This is a genomic window from Arenibacter palladensis, from assembly GCF_900129275.1.
Taxonomy (GTDB): domain Bacteria; phylum Bacteroidota; class Bacteroidia; order Flavobacteriales; family Flavobacteriaceae; genus Arenibacter; species Arenibacter palladensis.
Genome location: NZ_FQUX01000001.1, coordinates 1,109,311 through 1,132,931 on the forward strand (window position 1 = coordinate 1,109,311; position 23,621 = coordinate 1,132,931).

Consider the following 23,621-nt stretch of genomic DNA (forward strand, 5'->3'; position numbering starts at 1 on the left):
GAGATTATACCCAAGGAACCTGGGCAGGTAATGCTGCCAAGGGATGCGAAAATCGCGTTTTGGAATTTCCAACGTTTTATTTTCGATACAATTTTGTAATCGGAAAAAAACAAAAATCAATTTTTAACAAGAATAATAGCCCCTTTTATTCGTAACAAATGTATTACGGATGAAAACTATGTTCACAACGGTCGCTATCGTAGCGACTACGCTTTTGGCGATTGGCCAAGAGAAACCCAAAGATTCTTTGGAAGGAAAAGAAATTGCCTTGGATGAGGTATTGGTATCCGCCGTTAGGGTTACCAAGCAATCTCCGGTAACCTTTACCAACCTCACCAAAGAACAAATCAAACCCAGAAATTTAGGACAGGATATTCCTATTTTAATGAATTTTCTTCCAGCCGTGGTTACCACTTCCGATGCTGGTGCAGGTGTTGGTTACACAGGTATCCGGGTTCGTGGAAGTGACGGTACGCGTGTAAACGTTACCATTAACGGGATTCCCTACAACGATGCCGAATCGCATGGTTCGTTTTGGGTAAACATGCCCGATTTTGCCTCTTCCACAGAAAGCTTGCAACTACAACGTGGGGTGGGAACATCAACAAATGGATCGGGAGCCTTTGGAGCCAGTTTAAATTTGTTGACCGATGCCGTTTCCGACGAGGCTTTTGGTCAGATTTCGTCTTCCATAGGTAGTTTTGGAACACTTAGGAACAATTTAAAGTTTAGCACCGGATTGTTGAACGATCATGTGGAAATTGCCGGGCGCTTGTCCCGAATTACTTCTGACGGCTACATTGACAGGGCTTCTTCCGAATTGGATTCCTATTTTTTACAAGGGTCCTATGTGGATGACAATACTTTGGTGAAAGCATTGCTCTTTGGTGGGCATGAAATAACCTATCAGGCTTGGAACGGAATAGATGCCGAAACCTTGGAATCTGACAGGACTTTCAATTCCGCGGGAATCTATACCGATGAAAATGGAATTACCCAGTTTTATGACCACGAAGTGGATAATTATAGGCAGAATCATTTTCAATTGCATTGGAACGAACAAATTGCGGATAATTGGAATACCAACCTGGCATTCCATTTTACTAAAGGAAGAGGTTTTTTTGAACAATATAAGGAAGATGATGATTTTGGCACCTATGGAATTGAGCCAATAATGGTTGATGGGGAAGTAGTGGATGAAACCGATCTAATACGCAGGCGCTGGCTGGTGAATGATTTTTACGGAACCACTTTTTCCGCAAATTATGATAAAGAGAGTTTGAATTTAATTCTTGGAGGAGGTTGGAACAAATATGAAGGAAGCCATTTCGGTGAAATTATTTGGGCCCGTTTTTCCAACAATAAGGATTATGAAGACAGGTATTATGATGACAGTTCCGTTAAAACAGACCTAAATCTTTTTGCCAAGGCCAATTACAAGTTTAACGACCAATGGAGTGCCTATGGAGATATACAGTTTAGGACCATTGGTTATGAGGCAAATGGGGAAGACACAGGACTCGTTGATGATACCTTTAATTTTTTCAACCCCAAGCTTGGGATTACCTATGATCTGAACGTAAATAATAATTTTTACCTCTCTTATGCCAGGGCCAATCGTGAACCCAACAGAAATGATTATGAAAACGGTAGCCCTAAGCCTGAAAAGTTGAACGATTATGAGTTGGGATGGCGCTATATTTCTCCGGATGTACAATTGAATACCAATGTGTACTTTATGGGATATAAGGATCAATTGGTGCTCACTGGTGAATTAAATGATGTTGGAGCCCCTTTACGTGCCAATGTTGGGGACAGTTACCGTTTAGGTTTGGAAATTGACGCTACCATAGCCTTGGGAAATCAGTTTAAAATACGTCCCAATGTGGCCTTGAGCAGAAACAGAAACAAGGATTTTGTGTTTCAACGTGATGGCGAACTGCAAGAACTTGGGGATACCCATATTTCCTTTTCGCCAGATATTATTGTAGGAAACGTTTTAACCTATCAGCCTAAGGAAAATGTCCAATTAAGCTTGTTGACCAAGTTTGTTGGAGAACAATATATGGGTAATATAGATTCCGAAGGATCTAAGTTGGATTCGTATTCTCAAACCGATTTTAATGTGCAATACGAAATCAGCACCGGTGGATTTGTTAAGAGCATAGTTTTATCTGGATTGGTCAATAACATATTCGATTCCTTATATGTGTCCAATGGATACTTTTATACTTTTGATGATGATTATTCAGTTCCCGGAACCGTTACCACCTATGAAGGAGCTGGTTATTATCCGCAGGCAGGAATTAATTTCCTTCTTGGGGCATCTATAAGTTTTTAGGAGCACATTACTGTTTTATTCCAAAACTTTAAAACCCCTATGTTGGCTTATTCGGCCAACATAGGGGTTTGTTTTTATATTCCCCTTTATAATAGAACTATACCGTTTAGGAGAACTAATTCTTCGGAAGAAGATTATACATTTTCAGGCACTATATACGGATACCTGTACTTTCTGGTAAGCATTAGATCAGCTTCTTCATTATTAATAAATTTTTCGAACTCTCCATTAAATTTTAAAGTTTCCCCTACACGGTAAGCTATATTGGCAATCAAGGGAAGAACGGTGGACATATGCCCTGTCTCTATATCGCAATTTAAAACATGATGGCTTCCTGAGCGAACCCCGTCTATAAAGTTCCCATAATGACCTTTGCTGTCAGGGGCGGTCAAAAAGGAGGTGTCGCCTCCAACGGCAGCGCTACCGGCCATTTCAGAACCTGCAAAGGGTTCTGTTTCCTTTCCTCTGTACGCTTTCCAGGTAGAGCCGTTTACTTCCATCCATCCTTCCGTTCCGTAAAACATATTCCCAATCTTAATGCCTAAATTGGCCTCATGGTTGGTGTACCTGCCGCGGGTTTCAAATTCCAATATTTTTCCATCCTCATATTCAAAAACCGAAGTTTGGGTGTTTGGGGTTTCCTGTGAACATTCCTGGGGTGTAAATCCAAAAATACCTCCCATAGACTGCACTTTTACCGGATGTACTTTTTTGTTGAGACCCCATCTGGCGATATCAAATTGATGTGGCCCTTGGTTGCCGGTGTCACCATTACCGGTATCCCAGTGCCAATGCCAATTATAGTGTCCCTTTTTTTCATTATAAGGCCTATAGGTTGCAGGACCCAGCCAAAGATCATAGTTCAAAGTTGATGGTGATACGCTATCTGGGGAAATTCCGAAGGAATCCCTAGGTTTAAAACAGTTGCCTCGAGATAGAAATACCTCTCCAATACCCCCACGATGCAAGAAATCCATGGCCTGCATTACATTGCTTATGGATCTGTTTTGGAATCCTACCTGTACCACTCGATTATATTTTCGTGCAGCCTCAACCATTTTTCTTCCCTCCCAAACATTATGGGAGCTAGGTTTTTCAACATACACATGTTTTCCTGCCTGGCAGGCCCAGATGGTGGCCAGTGCGTGCCAATGATTGGGAACTGCTACTACTACGGCGTCTATTTCCTTGTCCTCAAATACTCGGCGCATATCTTCCTCCGTACCTGGTTTGTTGCCTTTTTGGTTTTTGGCAGCCATTTTTACATTATCGCCCAAAACGGCAGAGTCAACATCACAAACGGTTTTAATATGTACTCCATCATTGTACATCTCGGAAAAATTTTCCAACAAATTACTTCCACGACCCCTAACACCAATAGACCCTAGGATTACACGGTCATTGGCACCAATAATGTTTCCGTAAGATTTTGCGGAAAAGGCAGATGCGCCAACAACAACACCGGTACTGGCAAGGGTAGTTTTTTTAATAAAGTCTCTTCTGTTGTCCATAATTATGTTTTATAAATAGTATTAGGATTTTCTTTGATAAGCCTTGTAGCAATTTATTGGGCTGAGAATTTGTCAAATTCCGCATCAAGTTCGGACTTTTCCAAATTTTTACTGGCAACTATAATTCGATGTTTAAAGGTTACATCCTCCCCTTGGTCCAGGCTTAGGTTCAACGATTCCTTGCCATCACTAAAGACTTCCTGTCCTAAAGGATTGGCTGCAAAAAGGCCATAACCACGGGTATGCCAATAGGTAGGATAACCGGCATTGGAAGTATGGTCCAGTATTGCCAAGGATATTTTTTCGTCCCCAATGTTGGATCTTAAATTCACCCAATTGGATCTTTTTCCCCAACAGTCATTTCCTTCAATATTTTCGCTATTAATGTAATTTCCATTTACACCTTCATTGTTTAGTACAGGGACTCCTGTAGGGATTCCATTGGAATCGGTAAAAATATCGGGCTTGTCGGAAGGGTGCTCCAATTCGCGTGTAACCCTTATGCCCAGAACTCCCTCCTTGTTATCCTTAAAAATCACTTTTTCATTGGGGGCAGAAAGGTTGGTGATACGATCTATGGAATATTCATCGTGATCGCCTCTAAAAATAAAAGTGGTGTTTTCTTTTAATAAAACCTTTCCTTCGTTGGAAACCCAATCCATGGTTACCTTTAGGCTTCCTTCCTCATTGCCGTCTTCCATGCCCAGTATCTCCTTGTGAATAATGGTACCATAACTTCCTCTCTTTTCAACCTTAATGGAATCTGAATTGTTCCAAAAATCCAAGCCGTTAACATCACCGTAATTGAACCAGACTCCTACGTGATGCGGATGGTCCACCCTTTCTCCGACGGATGGTTCCAGGGGATATTTTCTGGTGATTTTGGTGCCCTTAGGGGTTATTAAAGGGTATAATACGGGTTTTTTAATGTTGGTGGGGTAGATATAGGAGGTAAATAGATTGCCATCAATAAATACATCCACCTTTTTCTCTTGATCGTTACGGACTAGTTTTATTCTTTTTTCTGTCTTGGGTTGAATGTCGGCCTCGACCGTTTTATCAGACTTGGCCTGCTTACAGGATACCATAAAGACTAGGGCTATAACACTGCTTAAACCCGATTTAAGAAGTAATTTTGGTGTGTTCATTCTTGTTGATCGATATTGAATTAGATTAATTTGTTCCGCGAGCCAATAGTTCCACTACATTTTTCCAATTTTAATGTTTCGGAAGCTGGCGGTCATCTCGGTGTTTGGGTGTAGTTGCAAGCCTATGGGTCCCGTTTTAACATAACTGTCGGAAGTGTAGCTCATAACGTGTTTGTTGTTGAGCCAAACTTCGTAATAACCGGCAATGGCTATCACTTTTATGGTATTCCAGTCGTTGGGCTTTAGGATCTCTTTGACGTTTTGGGCTTCTACGGGATACTTTTTTCCTACAATATAGGGGGAGCCGGTCATATCTCGCTTTAAAGAGCCTGAAATACCCATTTGAATCTGTTCTTTGTCGTTTCTAAGGAAAATCCCCGTATCTACTGTTCCCTCGTCATATCTGAAGTCGGTTTCAATTACGAAATCGGTATATTCCTTGTCGGTCCATAAAATAGATCCCTTTTTATCGGGACCACTTTTGGCCCGTAATATTCCGTTTTCCACGGACCACCATATGTTGTTTTCAGGAACAACCCATCCTTTGAGATTTTTTCCGTTAAAAGCACTTTTAAGTACAGGGTCTTGTGCAAACATGTTTAACGTAATAAAATTCACTAGAAGAAACGTACAAATAATTTTAGCTTTCATGTAATTAAGGTTTTAACGGTGATACTCTATATAGGAATGTGGTCAATGATTAATAAAAACAGTTCTTAAATTATTGAGCAGTACATCAAATTATTGTTAATACCGTACCGTTTTTTTATAAAACTATTTAAAAACTATGTCATTTTCCAATTTTATCTGCCAAAATTTGAGGATAAGCTAAGTATTGGTAAAATACCATTAAGTAGAGTTAAGAATTGTGAAGTTGGGCATGGTCTTTCAATAAAAAAGAACAATAGCTGTGCTGCATAACAGATAATTAAGTTTTCATTTTTCAAGATTCAAATAGATGTAAGCTTCTTTTCATTTCAATTTTAAGAATTTTGGTAATATTTTAGGGCATTAAGAGGAATCCTAAATTTTGGTGTATTTTATTCATTTTATAACCGTTATTTTTGTGATTCAAGTAGATAGCCAAAACCTTTAAATTTTAGATAATGAACAATACTAGTTACAAGAAACCACTGCGATGGGGCATAATTGGTTGTGGAGCGGTTACTGAGGTTAAAAGCGGGCCACCTTATCAACAGACCAAAGATTTTGAATTGATAGCTGTTATGCGAAGGGATGAAGAAAAGGCAGAGGACTATGCCAAAAGACATGGAGTCCCTAAATTTTATTCCAAAGCAGAGGATTTGATAGCGGATCCAGAGGTAGATGCCGTTTATATTGCCACTCCACCGGATACCCATAAACATTATGCCTTAATGGTGGCCAAAGCGGGCAAGCCTTGTTGTGTGGAGAAACCCATGGCCCCAAGCTATGTGGACAGTTTGGAGATGTACAATGCTTTTAAGGAAAGAAATTTGCCGCTTTTTGTAGCTTATTATAGGCGCTCCTTGCCTAGGTTTCTAAAAATTAAGGAATGGATAGACAATGGTGATATTGGGGAAGTAAGACATATCCGATGGCATTTGTCCAAGCCCCCAAGTGCTGAAGATCTTGATAAAACATACAATTGGCGGACCGATGTTGAAATTGCCCCAGGGGGTTATTTTGATGATTTGGCAAGCCATGGGTTGGATTTGTTTTCATTTTATCTCGGGGATATTGAAAATGTCTTTGGGGTAAGCACCAACCAACAAGGACTATATACTGCAAAAGATGCCATCGCCGCTTGTTGGATATACAAAAATGGAGTTACTGGGGAAGGCAGTTGGAATTTTGGCACCTCGGAAAGAGTGGATATGGTGGAAATTATAGGCAGTGCCGGTAAAATATCTTTTCCAGTTTTTGATGAAGGGGATATCACCCTAAGCAATGAAAATGGTATTCAAAATCTCTTTATTGATCACCCAAAGCACGTACAGCAATTTCATGTGGAAAACTTACGGGCAGATTTGTTGGAAAACAGGGAGCATCCTTCAACTGGGAAGTCGGGAGTGCATACCAGCTGGATAATGGATAAAATCTTAGGACAGATCTAAGGGTTGTTAATTGGAGATGATTACGGAATTGCCACTATAGGTGGCACGGTAAAAAAGTAGGTCGTGATAACTCTTACCATCGTCCGGCCTGTTCATTAATTGTCCGGTAAACAAATTGTATTGATAACCTTCACAGGAGCAGGTAACCAACTGCCCATTTAAAGACATTGTGGAACAGTCATTTGGGGCATGGTTGGGGCAGCTTGCCTCCCAGGCCATGAAAGAGTTGAATCCGGTATTGATAACAAATGCACCTCGGGTGCCAACTGTAGCGTTTCCCACATAGATGGCACTACCTGTATTGGTCAAAGCGCTGTAAAGAGGTAGGTTCAAATTAAGACTAAAACTAAAGCTAACTTCTTGTAGGTAAGGATTTCTATTGGTAGAGTTCTTGTCGCAGGACAATAAAAAAAAGAAAAGTAATATTACCAATATGCGTTTCATACCTCTTTGCCTATTTAAATAACTTAAGCAAAATTGAACAAAATTTATGTATATTTGTCTTAAATCCTCTTTAAAAAAAAGAGGATTTTCCTATTTAATTAATGTAGAACTTATGAGTAAGGTATCTTATTATACAGCAGAGGGGCTAAAAAAATTGAGAGATGAGCTTAATTATCTAAAGGATGTTGAGCGTCCAAAGGCTTCACAAGCCATAGGTGAAGCTAGGGATAAAGGGGATTTGTCTGAAAATGCCGAGTATGATGCCGCTAAAGAGGCACAAGGTTTGTTGGAGATGAAAATTTCCAAGATGGAAGAGACTTTGGCCAATGCAAGGTTAATAGATGAATCGCAATTGGATACCTCCAAGGTGTTGGTGTTGTCTACCGTTAAATTGAAAAACTTAAATAACGGAATGGAAATGAAATATACCCTTGTGGCAGAAAGTGAAGCTGATCTAAAAACGGCAAAAATTTCTGTAAGTTCGCCAATAGGCAAGGGACTTTTGGGTAAAAAAGTAGGGGATACTGCAGAAATCACTGTTCCCAATGGAACATTGAAATTTGAAATTTTGGAAATCTCCAGATAGATTATTTTGAAAATATGTTGGGCCTCAATTGATTTATTCATTTGAGGCCTTTTTTTTTTAAGGAGGTTGTATTGGGTTTCATGGCTGGTAGGAGGACTGTTCAAGCATACAAAATAGATGTTTGAAGGGATGTTTTAAAATATTTGTACTATCTTTTATTTTGATTTAAGATCAGAAATATGTCATCAATATTTACTAGAATTATAAACGGTGAGATTCCGTCCTATAAAATTGCCGAGGACGATAATTATTATGCCTTTTTGGATATTAATCCCAATGCTCTTGGGCATACCCTATGTGTCCCTAAAAAAGAGGTGGACAAACTTTTAGACCTGGACGAGGAAACCTATTTGGGGCTTATGGCCTTTTCCAGGAAAGTAGGCTTGGCCATAGAAGCTAGTGTGCCGTGTAATAGGGTAGGGCTAACTGTAATAGGCTTGGAGGTACCCCATGTGCACGTACATTTAATTCCGTTGAATGGAATGAGGGATGCCACTTTTCAGCATAAGGCTAAATTGACGCCTAAGGATTTTACGGAGATAGCGGATAAAATCAAGTCCAATATTAAATAATCCCTTCCACGACAATGTAAACCCCAGCGGCAACTACGATTATAAGCAAAAGTGTTAAAACATAAAACAGTGTGGTAAATCGTATGGAGGCTCGGTCCGGGGCAATCATTTTTTGGTAGTAATCATATACCCTTTCTATGTCCTCTGTCCAGGTAACCGGATAGATCATGGAATTACATTTTTTGCATTTAATTTCATGGGTGATGTCCTTAGTGGTCCTGTCATAAAGCTTACCATAGGTATGTCTTTGATAAAAGGTCAACTTTAATTCCTGATTAAAACATTCAGGACAATTGTTCGTTAAATCCGCCTCCTTAATTATAACTAATTTCTCCTTTGCCATCACCTTAATTTTTAACTTTAAATGTAATTTGCATTATGGTACCGTCCTTTGTGGAGGTCAGTACTTTAATTTTGCCTTTGTGGTATTCTTCTACAATTCTTTTTACCAAGGAAAGCCCTAGACCCCATCCCCTTTTTTTAGAAGTGACCCCTGGATTAAATATGGTCTGAAAATTCTTTTTGGGTATACCGCTGCCAGTATCAGAAATTAAGACTTTTACCCAGTTCCCATTGGGAACTATTTCAATGGCAATACTGCCTTTGCCCCTCATGGCATCTATACCGTTCTTTACCAAGTTTTCAATGGTCCAGTTGTACAAAGCCCTGTTTAAAAGCACTGGCACATGGTCCACTTGCGAATTAAACGTAAAACGAATGAGTTTGGAACTCCTTAATTTTAAGTAATCAAATGCACTCTTTGTTTCTTCAACAATGTCGTACTCATTAAGGATGGGTAGGGAGCCAATTTTTGAAAAACGTTCCGTTATGGTTTCCAATCGGCTAATATCCTTTTCAATTTCCTTGGTAATTTCTGGATTAATATTTTCGGCCCTCAATAGTTCGTTCCAACCTAGTAGCGAGGAAAGGGGAGTTCCTATTTGGTGGGCTGTTTCTTTGGCCATTCCGGCCCAAAGCTTATTCTGCTCGGATGTTTTATTGGTCTTGAACAAGAAATAGATTACCGTGCCAAAGAGGAAGATGATCAATAAAAGGGCAATGGGGTAATACTTTAACTTGGTGAGCACCTCGGAATTTCCATAATATAGGGTGGCCAGATTCTCTCCCTTGTACTCAATGGAGATAGGTTTGTTTTCCGCCTTGAATTTGCTGATTTTTCCGTGGATAAAAGCAGTGTCCGTTTTCTGGATTCCGGGCATATTGTTCACCTTTATGGTACTGTCCTTATTGACTAGTATCATGGGAGTGGAAGTGTTGTTCTGAAAGATTTTGATATGCAGATTTCCGGGGTCGGCGTCAACGGGAAGGGACAAAAATTCAGATTGTGCCGTGGCCCAAATTTCCATTTTATGGCGTTCTTCTTCCTTAAACTTCTTGAAAAAACTGTTGGTGTTCCACAGTATTAGGCTCACAATAGCAAAGGAAGCTATTAATAACAGAAGGTTCGAAGTTTTCTTTTTAGGACTAAAATCCATCCAACTATAAAATTATACTTAAAGATAACGCAATTTGGACAAAGATATTCTATTTTGATATCTACCACTTTATTTCATTTTGCCTACATTTTATGTACCTTTACCCGCTATGAAAAAAATGGTTTCCATCACTGCCTCAGAAGTGCCTACAGCTAGATTGCATGGGTATTTGTTGGGTGCCGTTGGACCAAGGCCCATTGCTTTTGCCAGTACCATTGATGGTAGGAATAGACCTAATTTATCACCTTTTAGTTTTTTTAATGTCTTTAGTTCCAATCCGCCTATTTTAATATTTTCTCCTTCCCGTAGGGTGAGGGATAATAGCACAAAACACACCTTGGAGAATGTGCTAAACAATATGGAGGTGGTCATTAATGTTGTGAACTATGATATGGTGCAACAAATGTCCTTGGCAAGCACGGAGTACGGGCAGGGCGAGAATGAATTTATCAAGTCCGGATTAACCATGTTGGCTTCAGATATGGTGAAGCCTTTTAGGGTGGCAGAATCCCCGGTGCAGTTTGAGTGCAAGGTCGTTAAGGTGGAGCCATTGGGCAAGGAGGGCGGTGCAGGTAACCTAATCTTTTCAGAAGTGTTGAAGATACATGTAGATGCCGATATTTTGGATGAAAATGGGACCATTGATCAATATAAAATAGATCAAGTGGCGAGGATGGGGGGCAACTGGTACAGCAGGGCCAACATGGGATTGTTCGAAGTGCCCAAACCACTTTCCAATTTGGGGATTGGCGTTGACCAAATTCCTGAACACATTAGGTTGAGCAATGTCCTTACGGGCAATGATTTGGGAATGTTGGGCAATATAGAAAAATTGCCATCCCCGGAAGAAGTGATGAAGTACGTTGATGATAATGTGGATGTAAGATCCATATTGAGTGCAGGTGATGAAGCTTTACTCCATACTAAGGCCCAGGAGTTGCTAAAAAATAAGGATGTACTTTCTGCATGGAAGGTTTTATTGGCTAAGATACCTACATAGAAGAATCATCATGAGGTCTATAGGATTACTTTCTTTGGATTGAAATTAGATAAGATAATGCTTGGCATTATCTTAAGGGCTGACCCCCTAAAAACTAAGATGCGATATTTTGTTTTAGGTGTTCCTGATCAAAATGCTTAATATTGACAAAAAAAGAATACAAAGTAGAATTATATAAATAGCAAAATGGAAGTACAAGGGAAAATTAAAATGGTAGGTGAGACCCAAACATTTGGGAGCAACGGATTTAGAAAGAGGGAAGTAGTGGTGACTACGGAGGAGCAGTATCCACAACATATTATGGTAGAATTTGTACAGGATAAATGCGACCTTTTAAATAATTTTGGAGTTGGTCAAGCTGTCAAAATTAGTATTAACCTAAGAGGAAGGGAATGGGTCAACCCACAGGGGGAGACCAAATATTTTAATTCCATCCAAGGTTGGAGAATAGAAAGTTTACAGGATGAAGCAAATGCTCCAGGGATGCCGCCTGTGCCGCCAATGGATGCTTTTGAACCAGCGGACAATATCAATGACGATGATCATGACGATTTGCCTTTTTAATTAGGGGCAAAAATTTTATGGTGCAGAATTATGTCTTTTTTTTATATAAGGTGTAATTTCAAATAATAAGAAAACCTATTCAGTTTGTAACCGAATAGGTTTTCTTAATTTTAGGGACCATTAATTAACTTCAAAAATGTTTCTCCTTAATCATCGCTTGTTGTTTCCGGATGTAGAAAAGGCCGATGAAGACGGATTATTGGCCGTAGGCGGGGATTTGTCCCCTGAGCGACTGCTGTTGGCCTATAAGAATGGGATATTTCCTTGGTTTAATGAGGATTCCATGATACTTTGGTGGAGTCCCGATCCGCGAATGGTTTTGTTTCCCGAGAAAGTGAAGATTTCGAAAAGTATGGCCCAAGTTATAAAATCCAATAAGTTTAGGATTACTTGGAATACCGAATTTGAAAAAGTGATCAATGCCTGTTCAGCAATAATACGAAAAGGCCAGCATGGAACCTGGATTACCCCAGAAATGAAAAGTGCCTACTTAAAATTGCACCAAATGGAAATTGCAAAGTCCATTGAAGTATGGGAAAATGATGTTTTGGTAGGAGGGCTATATGGAATAGACCTTGGAAATGTATTTTGTGGAGAGAGTATGTTCAGTAGAACTAGTAATGCATCCAAATTTGCTTTTATATGCCTTGCCAAGGAGTTGCAGCAAAAGAAGTATAGACTTATAGATTGTCAGGTGTACACGGCGCACTTGGAAAGTCTTGGAGCTGAAGAAACCCCTAGAAAACAATTTATTGCAATTTTAAAAGGGTAGCTTTTAGATGCCTATACATGAGTTCAATATAGCACACGATCGTAATTGGCCGGTAAGGCCGTTGTGGTTTTAATCAAATTTCCCTCGGCATTAAATATGGCAATATAATCTTCCCTTTGATCCACCTTTTTGCCGCGAAACATTACTTTGTAGGTATTACTTGGCAGTATCAAATTTTGAAAGGTGTTTTTTAGGACATTCTCGGAGGACCCCAAATAGCGCTGTTGGATATATTTAATTTTTATTTTTTCGAAATTCGCATTCAAATCGGAACTTATCTGGGCATAGGTATCCGTGGGGATATCAACTTCCTTTACTATAAATCCCGTATTTTGAAGAGTTCCCTTTTCGTCGAAATCTAAATGGTAATGCATTTTTCCTTTCCTGAATTTTAAGGTGTAGGTAATTTTGGAGGTGTCAATCTCTCGATAATACCTTATGTTTTTGGTGTTTTCCATTGGCAAATTGTCCATGTTTATAGAAGGGAATTGCGATTTTTGAATACGATGTTCCCGTTCCAATTTTGTTTGGGAATAACATGTTGTGCCGAGTAGCAAAAATAGCATTAAGGTTATATAGCTAAACTTCATTATATCTAAAACAGTTTATTTCGTGGTCATTCACCATGCCGGTAGCCTGCATATGGGCATAAATTACGGTGCTTCCTACAAATTTGAACCCCCGCTTTTTTAAATCTTTACTTATGGTGTCGGACAAAGGGGTATGCGCCGGGGCATTTTTATAATCCCGATGATTGTTCTTAATGGGTTGGCCATTGACAAATTCCCAGATATAATTACTAAAACTTCCAAATTCCTTTTGAACGTCAATATAGGCTTGGGCGTTGGTAACAGTGGCCCTTATCTTGAGTTTGTTCCTAATAATCCCGGCATCCTGCAACAAGGATTCAATTTTCGATTCCCCGTATTTAGCTATTTTCTTGTAATCAAAATGATCAAAGGCCTGTCTAAAATTCTCCCTTTTTCTCAAGATGGTAATCCAGCTTAATCCGGCCTGAAAGGTTTCCAAAATCAAAAATTCGAACAGTCGGTCATCGTCCTTTAGGGGCACGCCCCATTCTTCATCGTGGTACTTTTCGTAAAGTGCATCGCCCTTACACCAGCCACATCTATGTTTTTCCATTTTTAATATTCAAACTTTGTTTAAAGATAAAGAAACCTTGATTTTAATAATGGGATTTATCTACTTTTTGTTTTTGGTTTTTTTTACGGGGTTTCGTGGTAAAACTTCTTCCGGGAAGGGAAATAGGATGGTGGAATTCTTTTCTGCCGCTATATTGGATAGGGTTTGGTATAGCCTTAGTTTTATGGCGGAAGGCGATTGATCTATTAATTTTCCCGCTTCCAACAATTTACCTGCGGCCTGTTCTTCGGCAAGGGCCAAGATAATTCGTGCCCTTCTGGACCTTTCCGCTTCTGCTTGGTTGGCCATCATACGCTTCATGTTTTCCGGTAATTGAATGTCCTTAATTTTTACGTCGATAATTTCAATACCCCACTCTTTTGTTTCCAATTCAACTATGGCCTTGATATTTTTACCCATTTCCTCTCGTTTGGACAGGATGGTATCCAGTTCAACCTTTCCACAAACATCCCTTAAAGCAGCTTGGGCCAATTGGGTAATGGCAAAACGGTATTCTTCTACTTCCAAAACGGCTTTTTCAGGATCATTTATTTTAAAGAAGACTACACCGTCAATACTGCAGGGAACATTGTCCTCGGTCATTACTTCTTGCGAAACAATATTGATGGTGATAACGCGGATATCCACTACCTGAATGGACTCCACAATGGGAATAATCCACCTGAAACCTGGTTGTAAAGTCTTTACATACTTGCCAAACCTAAATTTTAATGCTCTTTTGTATTCGAAGACTACTCGTATTCCCGCCAATAGAAATAGTATGAGCATTATGCTGAGAATGAAAGGTGGTGCCATGATAATTACGTTATAAAATTTGTAATAAACTCCTAAAAAATTATTTGGACTGAAACGAAAACTAGTTGCATCTTTCAATTGTCCATCTTTCAACATCAGATTAGAATTATAAAACTCCAATTCTGTAAAGGGCAGATTTACTTAAAGTTACGAAAATTACAAAGCAGCCAAAAATAAAAGTCAGCTTAAATTGATTTGTATATAATGGCAATGATTATTTATTTATCTTGAAGCTGTTACTATAAAATTCGTCTATGGAAAAATGGTCGATAATCTTTGTATGTGCATGTTTTTTTATAACCATTGCGTGTTGTTCCCAGGATACAGAGGGAGGACATGAGAAATGGGAATACGTGTTGGAAGATACCGGCGACGTCCTTCAATTGGCACTGCCTCTAACTGCTGGGCTCATGACTTTGATAAATAGGGATTATAAGGGTACCAAAAAATTGGCCTTCTCTTATGGCACTACCATGGCATTGACCTATTCCTTAAAACATTTCACCAAAAAAGAAAGGCCTGAAGGTAGAAAGCTTTATGATTCCTTTCCTTCCGGTCATACTTCCTCCGCCTTTTCCGGAGCATCATTTATACAGCGCAGGTATGGGTGGAGCTATGGGGTCCCTGCATATCTGCTTGCCAGTTTAGTTGCGGTAAGTAGGACCGAAGCCCCGGATGGTTATCATGATTTCTGGGATGTTTTTGCCGGTGCGGCCATAGGCATTGGGAGCACTTATATTTTTACAAAACCATATCAAAAGGAACAAATGTCCCTTGGTTTTTCCACTTATCAGAATACCTACTCTTTAAGTTTTTTGTATAAATTTTAATTTATTCTTAAAAAGGATATTAATTTTTTAGTTGATATAGTATATTTAAGAATTGTATTCAACCAAATACCAAACCAGTACTATGCCACTACTTATTGTTGTTCTAGGGTTATTTCTGCTCTTCTTGCTCATTGCAAAATTTAAACTTAACGCCTTTATAGCATTTATAATTGTATCGCTGGCCGTGGGGATCGCGGAAGGAATGGACTTGGACCAGGTGGTAAAATCCATTGAGCACGGAATAGGCAATACCCTTGGATTCTTGGTAATGATTTTGGGTTTGGGGGCCATGTTGGGCAAGCTGGTGGCAGATAGCGGGGCAGCCCAACAGATAACTACCAAGTTGGTGGCCAAATTTGGTGTTAAAAATATTCAATGGGCCTTGGTGCTGACTGGATTCATTGTGGGTATTCCATTGTTCTATGAGGTTGGCTTTGTAATATTGATTCCCTTGATTTTTACTATTACCGCCTCAACAGGATTACCACTTTTGTACGTGGGCCTGCCAATGATAGCCTCCTTGTCGGTAACACACGGCTATCTCCCTCCTCACCCTGCCCCAACGGCCATTACCGCCATGTTCAATGCAGATATGGGAAAAACACTTTTATACGGTATTATCATAGCCATTCCGGCCATTACGGTTGCCGGACCATGGTTTTCGCGCACCATTAAAAATGTCAATGCTACTCCCTTAAAGGATTTTGTAAACCCCACTGTTTTAACTGAAGAGGAAATGCCGGGGATAAACATTAGTATTTTTACTGCCCTTCTTCCCATTATTTTAATCATGTTTTCCACTATAGCCGATCTATTTTTTCCCAAGGATTATGGATTTATGCCTTTTGTAAACTTTCTGGGAAATCCAGTAATTGCAATGTTGATTTCCGTATTAGTGGCCATTTATACCTTGGGCTTGGCCAGGGGTAAACGTATGGCCGATATTATGGGATCTATGTCCAGCTCTATTTCCGGGATTACCATGGTGCTTCTCATAATCGCGGGAGCAGGGGCACTAAAGGAGGTTTTAATAGACAGTGGGGTAAGTTTGTACATAGCCGATAGTCTTAAGGACTCCAGTGTTTCACCATTATTGTTGGCCTGGTTTGTGGCAACGGTTATTAGGGTCTGTGTGGGTTCTGCAACGGTTGCCGGGCTTACCACTGCAGGCATAGTAATGCCCCTAATAGGCGCTACAGGGGTGAGTCCGGAATTAATGGTACTCGCCATAGGTTCCGGGAGTTTAATGCTTTCCCATGTAAACGATGGAGGTTTCTGGTTGTTCAAGGAATATTTTAACCTTTCCATTAAGGATACTTTAAAAACATGGACAGTAATGGAAACCACTGTGGGCGTAATGGGATTGATTGGAGTTATGATCTTGAGTTTATTTGTTTAATTAAAGAATCAATTATGAGTAGTTCACCCACAGAAAAAATTAAGGAATTAGGATTGGTTTTTCCTCCCGCCCCAAAACCGGCCGGGGTGTATAGGCCTATTTTGGTAGTAGATAAGTTTTTATATGTTTCAGGCCAGGGTCCAATTCAAAACGATGGATCTTTAATGATCGGGATTGCAGGTTTTGATATGAATGCCGATGAAGCCAAACTGGCGGCTCGACAGGTTGGACTTACTATGCTTTCCACAATTATGACACATTTTGGAAGCTTGGATAAAATAAAACGGGTAGTAAAGGTCTTGGGGATGGTAAATTCCACGCCAGATTTTGGAAAACAACCCTTTGTAATAAATGGCTTTAGTGAATTAATGGCCGATGTATTTGGAAAGGAAAATGGCATTGGTGTACGTAGCGCTGTTGGGATGATGCTACCCGATAATATTCCCGTTGAGGTTGAGGCGATGTTTGAGCTTTATTGATGCAAAACCCAATGCTATAATGAACAAGGAGTGGTATAAAATTAAGGACTTAGAGGATATAATTACCCCAGCACTTTTGGTTTATCCGGATAGGATAGAAAAAAACATAAGTACCATGATAGCCATGGCCGGTGGTACCCAAAACCTTAGGCCACATATAAAAACACATAAAACCTCAGAGATTGTTCAACTACAGTTAAATAGAGGTATCCAAAAATTTAAGTGTGCTACCATTGCCGAGGCCGAACTCTTGGGAAATTGCGGCGCAGCGGATATACTACTTGCCGTACAACCTGTGGGCCCCAATATAAACCGATTTTTTAGGCTGATTTTGGAATTCCCAAATAGTCAATTTTCTGCCATTTTTGATAATGTGCGGACTGTTGAAAAAATTGCTAAAATTGCCAGGGAAAAAGGCATTGTTGTACCTCTTTGGTTGGATATAAACAATGGGATGAACAGAACTGGTATTCCACCCAATGCCGAGGCTGTGGAATTGTATAAAAAAATATATGAAGACCCCAATTTGAAGGCCGCAGGATTGCACGTATACGACGGGCACATCCACAATAAGGAGCTACTTGAAAGAGAGAAGAAATGCAATGAAGATTTTGAAGCGGTATTGGATTTGAAAGGAAATCTGGAGGAATTGGGTTGCTCTGTTCCTACCATTGTGGCCGGTGGTTCGCCAACCTTTCCCATTCATTTAAAGCGCGAAGGGGTGGAAACTAGCCCGGGAACAACACTTTTATGGGATGCTGGTTATACTGCCTCCTACAAGGATATGGAATTTTTACCTGCCGCTGTTTTATTGACCAGGGTGATCAGTAAGCCAAGCCCCAATTTGGTATGTTTCGATTTGGGCCATAAACATTTGGCTTCAGAAATGAATTTTCCTCGAGTAATGCTGCTGGAAGGGGAATCTTGCACCCAAATAGGGCAGAGTGAGGAGCATTTGATGGTGCAATGCCCCAATGACGAAATGTTTGCGGTAGGGGATGCCGCCTATGCCATTCCGGTGCATATTTGTCCTACTGTTGCCAAATATAAGGAAGTCTTAACAGTAGTTGATGGCAGTTTAAGCGGTGCCTGGCAGGTAGCCGCAAGAAATCTTAAAATCAATATATAATCCTCTCCATTAAAAGGACCTATAATTTTGGGTTGGACCTACAGTTGGGGTAAATTTTAAAATATGTTTGTATTTGATGCCCATTTAGATCTGGCTATGAATGCCATGGAATGGAACAGGGACCTAACAAGGACTGTGGCCGATATTAGGGAAAGTGAAAAGGGCATGACCGATAAACCGGATAGGGCCAATAATACAGTGTCTTTTAATGCTATGCGCAATGGGAATATAGGATTGTGTGTAGCTACCCAAATAGCAAGATATGTAAAGAAGGACAACCCCTTGCCCGGATGGAACTCTCCTTACCAGGCCTGGGCACAGACTCAGGGACAGTTGGCTTGGTATAGGGCTATGGAAGATATTGGGGAAATGGTCCAAATTAGGAATACGGAACAATTGAATGCGCATTTAAAACTATGGGAAAATGGTTTGGATAAAAATCCAATTGGTTATATCCTTAGTTTGGAAGGGGCAGATTCCATAATAACCCTAAAGCATTTGGAGCGTTCCTACGAACAAGGCCTTAGGGCCATTGGGCCAGCGCATTATGGGCCTGGCACCTATGCACATGGTACGGATTCGGTAGGGGGTATTGGCCATAAAGGGAGGGAACTATTAAAAGAGATAGAGCGGTTAAACCTAATTTTGGATGCTACCCATTTATGCGATGTTAGTTTTTGGGAAACCATGAAGGTATACCAAGGTCCGGTCTGGGCAAGCCACAACAATTGCCGAAAATTTGTGGATCACAACAGGCAGTTTTCTGACGAACAATTAATGGAACTTATTGGTAGGGAAGGGGTTATAGGGATAGCCTTGGACGCTTGGATGATGGTCCCCAATTGGGTGAGGGGTATTTCTACCCCAAAAGGAATGGATGTAACTTTGACCCAGATGATCAACAACATAGACCATGTTTGCCAGTTGGCAGGAAATTCCTTGCATGTGGGAATAGGGACCGATCTGGATGGAGGCTTTGGTAAAGAGCAATGTCCAGCCGACCTAAATACGATTGAGGACCTTCAGAAGATACCTGGCCTCTTATTGGGAAAAGGATATTCGGAAACGGATGTTGAAAATATAATGAGTAAAAATTTTATTCGGTTTCTAAGAAAGGTGTGGGGTAACTGATTGGTTTAATAGTGAAACTCAATTTTGAGAAGTCAGTAAGACGCACTGAAAATTGAAAGGTGAACTAATCCCGCCTTTTTCGGCGGGATCTAGGTTCAATACCTCAACCTTTGGGTCGATTCCTATTATTGGGTTCAGGACTTGCCCTGAGGTTTAATACCTTTTATTTGCCAAATTTAATATCTCTTTTCCCGAACCACTTTGGCTTGATATTCACCAGGGGACACATTTTTCTTTCTCTTGAATACACGGTTAAAATAGGACCTGCTTTCAAATCCACATTCCATAAAAACTTCTTTTATGGTGCGTTTCGGATCCTGCAAAAGGCTAACGGCCAATTTAATTCGTTCATTATTAATGAATTCTACAGGAGAAATACCAAGTTCATTTTTAAAGACCCTGTAAAAGTGGGACTCGCTCATATGGGCCTTTTTGCTCAATGTTTCTATGCTTAGTGGCTGGTATATGTTTTCCCTAATAAAGGAGATTATATACCCTAACCTACTGCTGTTATTGATTTCCATCGTTTTTTCAGTATATATTTTGCGCTCATTGCTCTGTAAGATCCGCACGATCAATTCGCTTAACATATTGTCCACAAAAAGGTCCTTGGAAGGATGGTTTTCTGTGAAAAGAAAGAGTAATCGCTGTAAAATCTGATAGAGACCGATATCATTGGTGAAATGAAAGTTATAATCCATTAAAGCCCATTCCTTGCCATCCAATTTGGGCATGGTTTCATTCATTACCCGCAACATCTGCTTTATTTTATCTTCAGAAATGGCCATGGCTAGACAACGGGTTGGGTTGCTGGCCTTTGCTTCGGGAAAATCAATACACATTATTTCTTTGGATGGCAGTATTAGCGACTCACCAGGTAAGAAGTTAAATGACTCATGGTCCCTAAGGTGCATAATTTTCTTGCCACTTAGCATACTTGCCAGGACGGGTTGGTCAAACTGGAGTATTATCTGTTCCGCCTGCTGATGGGTTTCGAAAACGTGCATGGCAGCATTGTTCAACGTATAGGTGGTTTGATTCTCTACCAAAGTTTCCAATCTCCTATAATTAAAGTAAGCGTTGGACAGCTGCATCCCGGACATATTTAAATTATCATTAATTATAATTCAACTAGGTTATTTTGATAAAAATACAAAATTTATTACCTCATATTAGGATATAAACAATAATTGATAGGATAGTTCATGTTATTGATAGGATGGGTCAGAATTTTAACAAAAACGCTTCATACATTTGAGAACAAGCCACTTACACTTACAGTATGGCGTGGCCAATAGCGATTGGCAAAATGAAATTTATTATTAATCAAAAATATAGGATCATGGGAAATGTAAAGACCACAACACAGAATAGGGTTGAAAGACCAGTATTTAAAAGTCAGTATGAAAACTTTATTGGGGGTAAATGGGTGTCGCCCACCAAAGGGGAGTATTTTGACAATATATCACCTGTGGACGGCAATAGTTTTACCAAAATAGCACGATCTACCGCAGAAGATATTGAGCTGGCGTTGGATGCTGCATGGGCAACAGCACCGGAATGGAACAATTCCTCAGCGGCGTCCAGGAGCAATTTGCTGTTAAAGATAGCGGATATCATGGAGCAAAACCTGGAGGTCCTGGCACGCGCCGAAACCTGGGATAATGGGAAGCCCATCAGGGAAACCATGGCAGCCGATCTGCCATTGGCTATAGACCATTTTCGCTATTTTGCAGGAGTTATACGGGCCGAGGAAGGCACTGCAAGTGAACTTGATGCCAATACTGTTTCGTTAAATATTCCAGAGCCGTTAGGGGTTGTTGGGCAAATTATTCCTTGGAATTTTCCACTACTTATGGCTGCTTGGAAGGTGGCACCTGCACTGGCTGCTGGAAACTGTGTAGTTTTAAAACCAGCGGAACAAACGCCAGTGGGCATTCTTGTGCTAATGGAACTTATAGAAAATGTATTGCCGGCAGGAGTCCTTAACGTGGTGAACGGATTTGGTATTGAGGCAGGCAAACCCTTGGCTTCCAACCCGAGGATTAATAAGATTGCATTTACAGGTGAGACTACCACAGGGCAGTTGATTATGCAGTATGCCTCCAAAAATATAATCCCTGTTACTTTGGAATTGGGGGGCAAATCGCCCAACGTATTTTTTGAAAGTATTATGGAGGCGGATGATGAATTCTTCGACAAATGTTTGGAGGGAGCCGCAATGTTTGCCTTCAATCAAGGCGAAGTTTGTACCTCTCCATCCCGTATTTTGGTACAGGAAAGTATTTATGAGAAATTTATTGAGCGGGTCGTAGCCCGTACCAATAAAATAAAGTTGGGACATCCGCTGGATCCTGAAACCATGATGGGTGCCCAGGCTTCCAATGATCAATATGAAAAAATCCTGAACTATATCAAAATAGGAAAAGAGGAGGGCTGTGAAGTGCTTACTGGTGGTAGTGCAGCCTATAATGAAGGTTTGGAAGGGGGCTACTACATTCAGCCAACCATTTTAAAAGGAAACAATAAAATGAGGGTCTTTCAGGAAGAGATCTTTGGTCCTGTGGTATGCCTAACAACCTTTAAGGATGAGGCAGAGGCCATTGAAATTGCCAATGACACTTTATATGGACTGGGAGCTGGAGTGTGGACAAGGGACACCCACCAAGCTTATAAGGTAGCAAGGGCCATTAAAGCCGGTCGCGTTTGGGTAAATAGCTATCATACCTATCCTGCACATGCTCCTTTTGGAGGGTATAAAAAGTCCGGAATTGGTAGGGAAACCCATAAAATGATGTTGAACCACTATAGGCAAACTAAAAATATGCTCATTTCCTACGACAAAAAAGCACTGGGATTCTTTTAAGAATTAAAACAAAATGATATGGTCAAGAGGGTATTGATTTCAGAAAATGCGCGGCAGGTATTGGAACAGCTAAAGTCACAGCATGGAGAGCTCATGTTCCATCAGTCTGGAGGTTGTTGTGATGGGTCTTCGCCTATGTGTTTTCCAAAAGGGGAGTTAATGCTTAATGAAACCGATGTGTATTTAGGAGATATTGCAAATTGTCCTTTCTACATGTCAAAGGATCAATTTGAATATTGGAAACATACCCAATTGACCATAGATGTCACCAAAGGCCGGGGCTCCAGTTTTTCCTTGGAAATACCGCTGGGATTGCGCTTTGTTATTAAGTCCCGTTTATTTACAGAGGACGAACTTCTTCAAATGGGTCCCGTAGATACAGTCAAAAATTAGGGAATTTCCCCCTGGATTATCAATGCCGGTTTAAGCTCGCCCTTAAACCGGTTTTTTTGTTATCATGCGAATTTAACAGCATTTTAGCCACACATGGCAAGGTATTTGATATTTTTGCAACTGATAGGTACCTTAAATGGCCATATGAGAATAGTATTTTTATTTTTCGTTCTTTTTCTATTTTCGCAGTTGGGTATGTCCCAAACAGACCTGCCTACCACCAATCCTCTAAAAATAGAGGGGGACAGAGGGGTCAACGAAAACCCAAATCAGGGTACTGCTTTGAAAATGCCGTCCATAATTACCTTGAAACCTACTACCAACCTTAGGGATTCCCTTACCGCCAGAAATGTGAAGATGCTTCCGGACAGGGAATTGGTACAGGCAGGTTATGGTTTAAAAATAGATCCAAAAGTTGGTGAAAAGGAAAAAGAGGGCTCTTCTACGTTTTTTGGCAATATGTATTTGGGCGATATTAAAAGCAATGCGAAATTTGTAGGAATTGTTTGCCGCGACCATGAATATGTTGATGGTGACAGAGTAAGAATATTGCTAAACGATAAGGTGGTGGAACCCAATATTTTTTTAACAGGTTCCTTTAAGGGAATTAACTTAGATTTGCAGAAGGGTTTTAATAGAATTGATTTTGAGGCTCTTAACCAAGGTACGTCAGGTCCCAATACGGCCCAAGTAAATGTTTATGATGATGAAGGTAAAATGATACATTCCAATATGTGGAATCTATCTACAGGGTCCAAGGCCACCATAATTATTATAAAGGAATAACTCAATAAGTAACACAAACACTGACCAAAATGAAAGGATATTACTATCTATTGATTATTAACCTATTGCTTATCCTAATCCCTTACTCCTTAAAATTGCTTCGAAATTCTAGAAGAAAT

The 23,621-nt window shown here is 40.1% G+C and carries 25 protein-coding genes; 15 read left to right on the forward strand and 10 right to left on the reverse strand.

Features of this window, described 5'->3' with window-relative positions; translation table 11 throughout:
* Positions 1 to 169: 169 nt before the first annotated feature.
* A complete protein-coding gene (locus tag BUA60_RS04380; RefSeq protein ID WP_072860478.1) occupies positions 170 to 2,341 on the forward strand; it encodes a TonB-dependent receptor in 2,172 nt (723 codons plus the stop codon).
* Positions 2,342 to 2,475: 134 nt separating this feature from the next.
* Here the strand turns inward: BUA60_RS04380 and BUA60_RS04385 are convergent, their stop codons facing one another.
* From BUA60_RS04385 to BUA60_RS04395, 3 genes are read right to left on the reverse strand one after another with little or no spacing between them, the layout of a single operon-like run.
* Entirely contained in the window at positions 2,476 to 3,852 is a 1,377-nt protein-coding gene (locus tag BUA60_RS04385; protein WP_072860479.1) for a Gfo/Idh/MocA family protein, read from the reverse strand.
* A 53-nt stretch (positions 3,853 to 3,905) separates the two neighbouring features.
* Positions 3,906 to 5,000, reverse strand: coding sequence for a DUF6807 domain-containing protein (locus tag BUA60_RS04390; RefSeq protein WP_218587884.1), 1,095 nt, complete (start codon positions 4,998 to 5,000; stop codon positions 3,906 to 3,908).
* Between the two features lie 54 nt (positions 5,001 to 5,054).
* Positions 5,055 to 5,651: a 3-keto-disaccharide hydrolase gene (locus BUA60_RS04395; protein ID WP_072860480.1), complete on the reverse strand. Its 597-nt coding sequence runs from the start codon at positions 5,649 to 5,651 to the stop codon at positions 5,055 to 5,057.
* Between the two features lie 455 nt (positions 5,652 to 6,106).
* On the opposite strand from BUA60_RS04395, the gene BUA60_RS04400 reads away from it, so the two are divergent.
* Positions 6,107 to 7,096 carry a Gfo/Idh/MocA family protein gene (locus BUA60_RS04400; RefSeq protein WP_072860481.1) on the forward strand — a complete coding sequence of 330 codons (990 nt, stop codon included), beginning with the start codon at positions 6,107 to 6,109 and terminating at the stop codon, positions 7,094 to 7,096.
* A 6-nt stretch (positions 7,097 to 7,102) separates the two neighbouring features.
* Here the strand turns inward: BUA60_RS04400 and BUA60_RS04405 are convergent, their stop codons facing one another.
* On the reverse strand, positions 7,103 to 7,540 hold the full coding sequence (locus tag BUA60_RS04405; protein ID WP_072860482.1) for a Rieske (2Fe-2S) protein: 438 nt from the start codon (positions 7,538 to 7,540) through the stop codon (positions 7,103 to 7,105).
* 112 nt (positions 7,541 to 7,652) lie between these two features.
* Here BUA60_RS04405 and greA point away from each other — a divergent pair, with 112 nt between their 5' ends.
* Positions 7,653 to 8,126, forward strand: a complete 474-nt coding sequence (gene greA / locus BUA60_RS04410) for a transcription elongation factor GreA (protein ID WP_072860858.1) — start codon at positions 7,653 to 7,655, stop codon at positions 8,124 to 8,126.
* A gap of 179 nt (positions 8,127 to 8,305) precedes the next feature.
* Positions 8,306 to 8,698: an HIT family protein gene (locus tag BUA60_RS04415; protein ID WP_072860483.1), complete on the forward strand. Its 393-nt coding sequence runs from the start codon at positions 8,306 to 8,308 to the stop codon at positions 8,696 to 8,698.
* Here the strand turns inward: BUA60_RS04415 and BUA60_RS04420 are convergent.
* Together BUA60_RS04420 and BUA60_RS04425 are read right to left on the reverse strand one after the other, a co-directional pair.
* The gene (locus tag BUA60_RS04420; RefSeq protein ID WP_072860484.1) at positions 8,691 to 9,041 is read right to left on the reverse strand and encodes a hypothetical protein; all 351 of its coding nucleotides are present in this window, start codon (positions 9,039 to 9,041) and stop codon (positions 8,691 to 8,693) included. The genes BUA60_RS04415 and BUA60_RS04420 overlap by 8 nt on opposite strands.
* Positions 9,042 to 9,045: 4 nt before the next feature.
* On the reverse strand, positions 9,046 to 10,194 hold the full coding sequence (locus BUA60_RS04425; RefSeq protein ID WP_072860485.1) for a sensor histidine kinase: 1,149 nt from the start codon (positions 10,192 to 10,194) through the stop codon (positions 9,046 to 9,048).
* A gap of 118 nt (positions 10,195 to 10,312) precedes the next feature.
* Here BUA60_RS04425 and BUA60_RS04430 point away from each other — a divergent pair, with 118 nt between their 5' ends.
* The 3 genes from BUA60_RS04430 (at position 10,313) to aat (ending at position 12,530) form a co-directional block, all read left to right on the forward strand.
* Positions 10,313 to 11,194: a flavin reductase family protein gene (locus tag BUA60_RS04430; RefSeq protein ID WP_072860859.1), complete on the forward strand. Its 882-nt coding sequence runs from the start codon at positions 10,313 to 10,315 to the stop codon at positions 11,192 to 11,194.
* 186 nt (positions 11,195 to 11,380) lie between these two features.
* Complete coding sequence (locus BUA60_RS04435) at positions 11,381 to 11,758, forward strand: DUF3127 domain-containing protein (RefSeq protein ID WP_072860486.1); 378 nt, start codon at positions 11,381 to 11,383, stop codon at positions 11,756 to 11,758.
* Positions 11,759 to 11,894: 136 nt separating this feature from the next.
* Positions 11,895 to 12,530 (forward strand): leucyl/phenylalanyl-tRNA--protein transferase, encoded by a 636-nt coding sequence (gene aat, locus BUA60_RS04440; RefSeq protein ID WP_072860487.1) that lies wholly within the window; start codon positions 11,895 to 11,897, stop codon positions 12,528 to 12,530.
* A 23-nt stretch (positions 12,531 to 12,553) separates the two neighbouring features.
* On the opposite strand, the gene BUA60_RS04445 is transcribed toward aat, so the two are convergent.
* From BUA60_RS04445 to BUA60_RS04455, 3 genes are read right to left on the reverse strand one after another with little or no spacing between them, the layout of a single operon-like run.
* Positions 12,554 to 13,120 carry a hypothetical protein gene (locus tag BUA60_RS04445; RefSeq protein ID WP_072860488.1) on the reverse strand — a complete coding sequence of 189 codons (567 nt, stop codon included), beginning with the start codon at positions 13,118 to 13,120 and terminating at the stop codon, positions 12,554 to 12,556.
* A complete protein-coding gene (locus tag BUA60_RS04450) occupies positions 13,110 to 13,673 on the reverse strand; it encodes a DNA-3-methyladenine glycosylase I (RefSeq protein WP_072860489.1) in 564 nt (187 codons plus the stop codon). Before BUA60_RS04450 ends, BUA60_RS04445 begins: the two co-directional genes overlap by 11 nt.
* A 60-nt stretch (positions 13,674 to 13,733) precedes the next feature.
* Positions 13,734 to 14,489 (reverse strand): slipin family protein, encoded by a 756-nt coding sequence (locus BUA60_RS04455; RefSeq protein ID WP_072860860.1) that lies wholly within the window; start codon positions 14,487 to 14,489, stop codon positions 13,734 to 13,736.
* A 254-nt stretch (positions 14,490 to 14,743) separates the two neighbouring features.
* On the opposite strand from BUA60_RS04455, the gene BUA60_RS04460 reads away from it, so the two are divergent.
* The 5 genes from BUA60_RS04460 to BUA60_RS04480 all read left to right on the forward strand — a co-directional run bounded on the left by BUA60_RS04460 (position 14,744) and on the right by BUA60_RS04480 (position 19,457).
* Positions 14,744 to 15,319 (forward strand): phosphatase PAP2 family protein, encoded by a 576-nt coding sequence (locus BUA60_RS04460; protein WP_072860490.1) that lies wholly within the window; start codon positions 14,744 to 14,746, stop codon positions 15,317 to 15,319.
* An 82-nt stretch (positions 15,320 to 15,401) separates the two neighbouring features.
* Positions 15,402 to 16,718, forward strand: a complete 1,317-nt coding sequence (locus BUA60_RS04465; RefSeq protein ID WP_072860491.1) for a gluconate:H+ symporter — start codon at positions 15,402 to 15,404, stop codon at positions 16,716 to 16,718.
* A gap of 14 nt (positions 16,719 to 16,732) precedes the next feature.
* A complete protein-coding gene (locus BUA60_RS04470; RefSeq protein WP_072860492.1) occupies positions 16,733 to 17,197 on the forward strand; it encodes a RidA family protein in 465 nt (154 codons plus the stop codon).
* A gap of 19 nt (positions 17,198 to 17,216) precedes the next feature.
* Positions 17,217 to 18,326: a D-TA family PLP-dependent enzyme gene (locus BUA60_RS04475; protein WP_072860493.1), complete on the forward strand. Its 1,110-nt coding sequence runs from the start codon at positions 17,217 to 17,219 to the stop codon at positions 18,324 to 18,326.
* A 63-nt stretch (positions 18,327 to 18,389) separates the two neighbouring features.
* Positions 18,390 to 19,457, forward strand: coding sequence for a dipeptidase (locus BUA60_RS04480; protein ID WP_072860494.1), 1,068 nt, complete (start codon positions 18,390 to 18,392; stop codon positions 19,455 to 19,457).
* 176 nt (positions 19,458 to 19,633) lie between these two features.
* Here BUA60_RS04480 and BUA60_RS04485 read toward each other — a convergent pair whose 3' ends face one another.
* Positions 19,634 to 20,551, reverse strand: a complete 918-nt coding sequence (locus tag BUA60_RS04485) for an AraC family transcriptional regulator (protein WP_072860861.1) — start codon at positions 20,549 to 20,551, stop codon at positions 19,634 to 19,636.
* A gap of 248 nt (positions 20,552 to 20,799) precedes the next feature.
* Between BUA60_RS04485 and BUA60_RS04490 the strand changes: the two genes are divergently transcribed.
* The 3 genes from BUA60_RS04490 to BUA60_RS04500 all read left to right on the forward strand — a co-directional run bounded on the left by BUA60_RS04490 (position 20,800) and on the right by BUA60_RS04500 (position 23,502).
* Positions 20,800 to 22,323, forward strand: a complete 1,524-nt coding sequence (locus tag BUA60_RS04490; RefSeq protein WP_072860862.1) for an aldehyde dehydrogenase family protein — start codon at positions 20,800 to 20,802, stop codon at positions 22,321 to 22,323.
* Between the two features lie 18 nt (positions 22,324 to 22,341).
* Positions 22,342 to 22,716, forward strand: coding sequence for a DUF779 domain-containing protein (locus BUA60_RS04495; RefSeq protein ID WP_072860495.1), 375 nt, complete (start codon positions 22,342 to 22,344; stop codon positions 22,714 to 22,716).
* A gap of 144 nt (positions 22,717 to 22,860) precedes the next feature.
* The gene (locus tag BUA60_RS04500) at positions 22,861 to 23,502 is read left to right on the forward strand and encodes a hypothetical protein (RefSeq protein WP_072860863.1); all 642 of its coding nucleotides are present in this window, start codon (positions 22,861 to 22,863) and stop codon (positions 23,500 to 23,502) included.
* Positions 23,503 to 23,621: the final 119 nt, after the last annotated feature.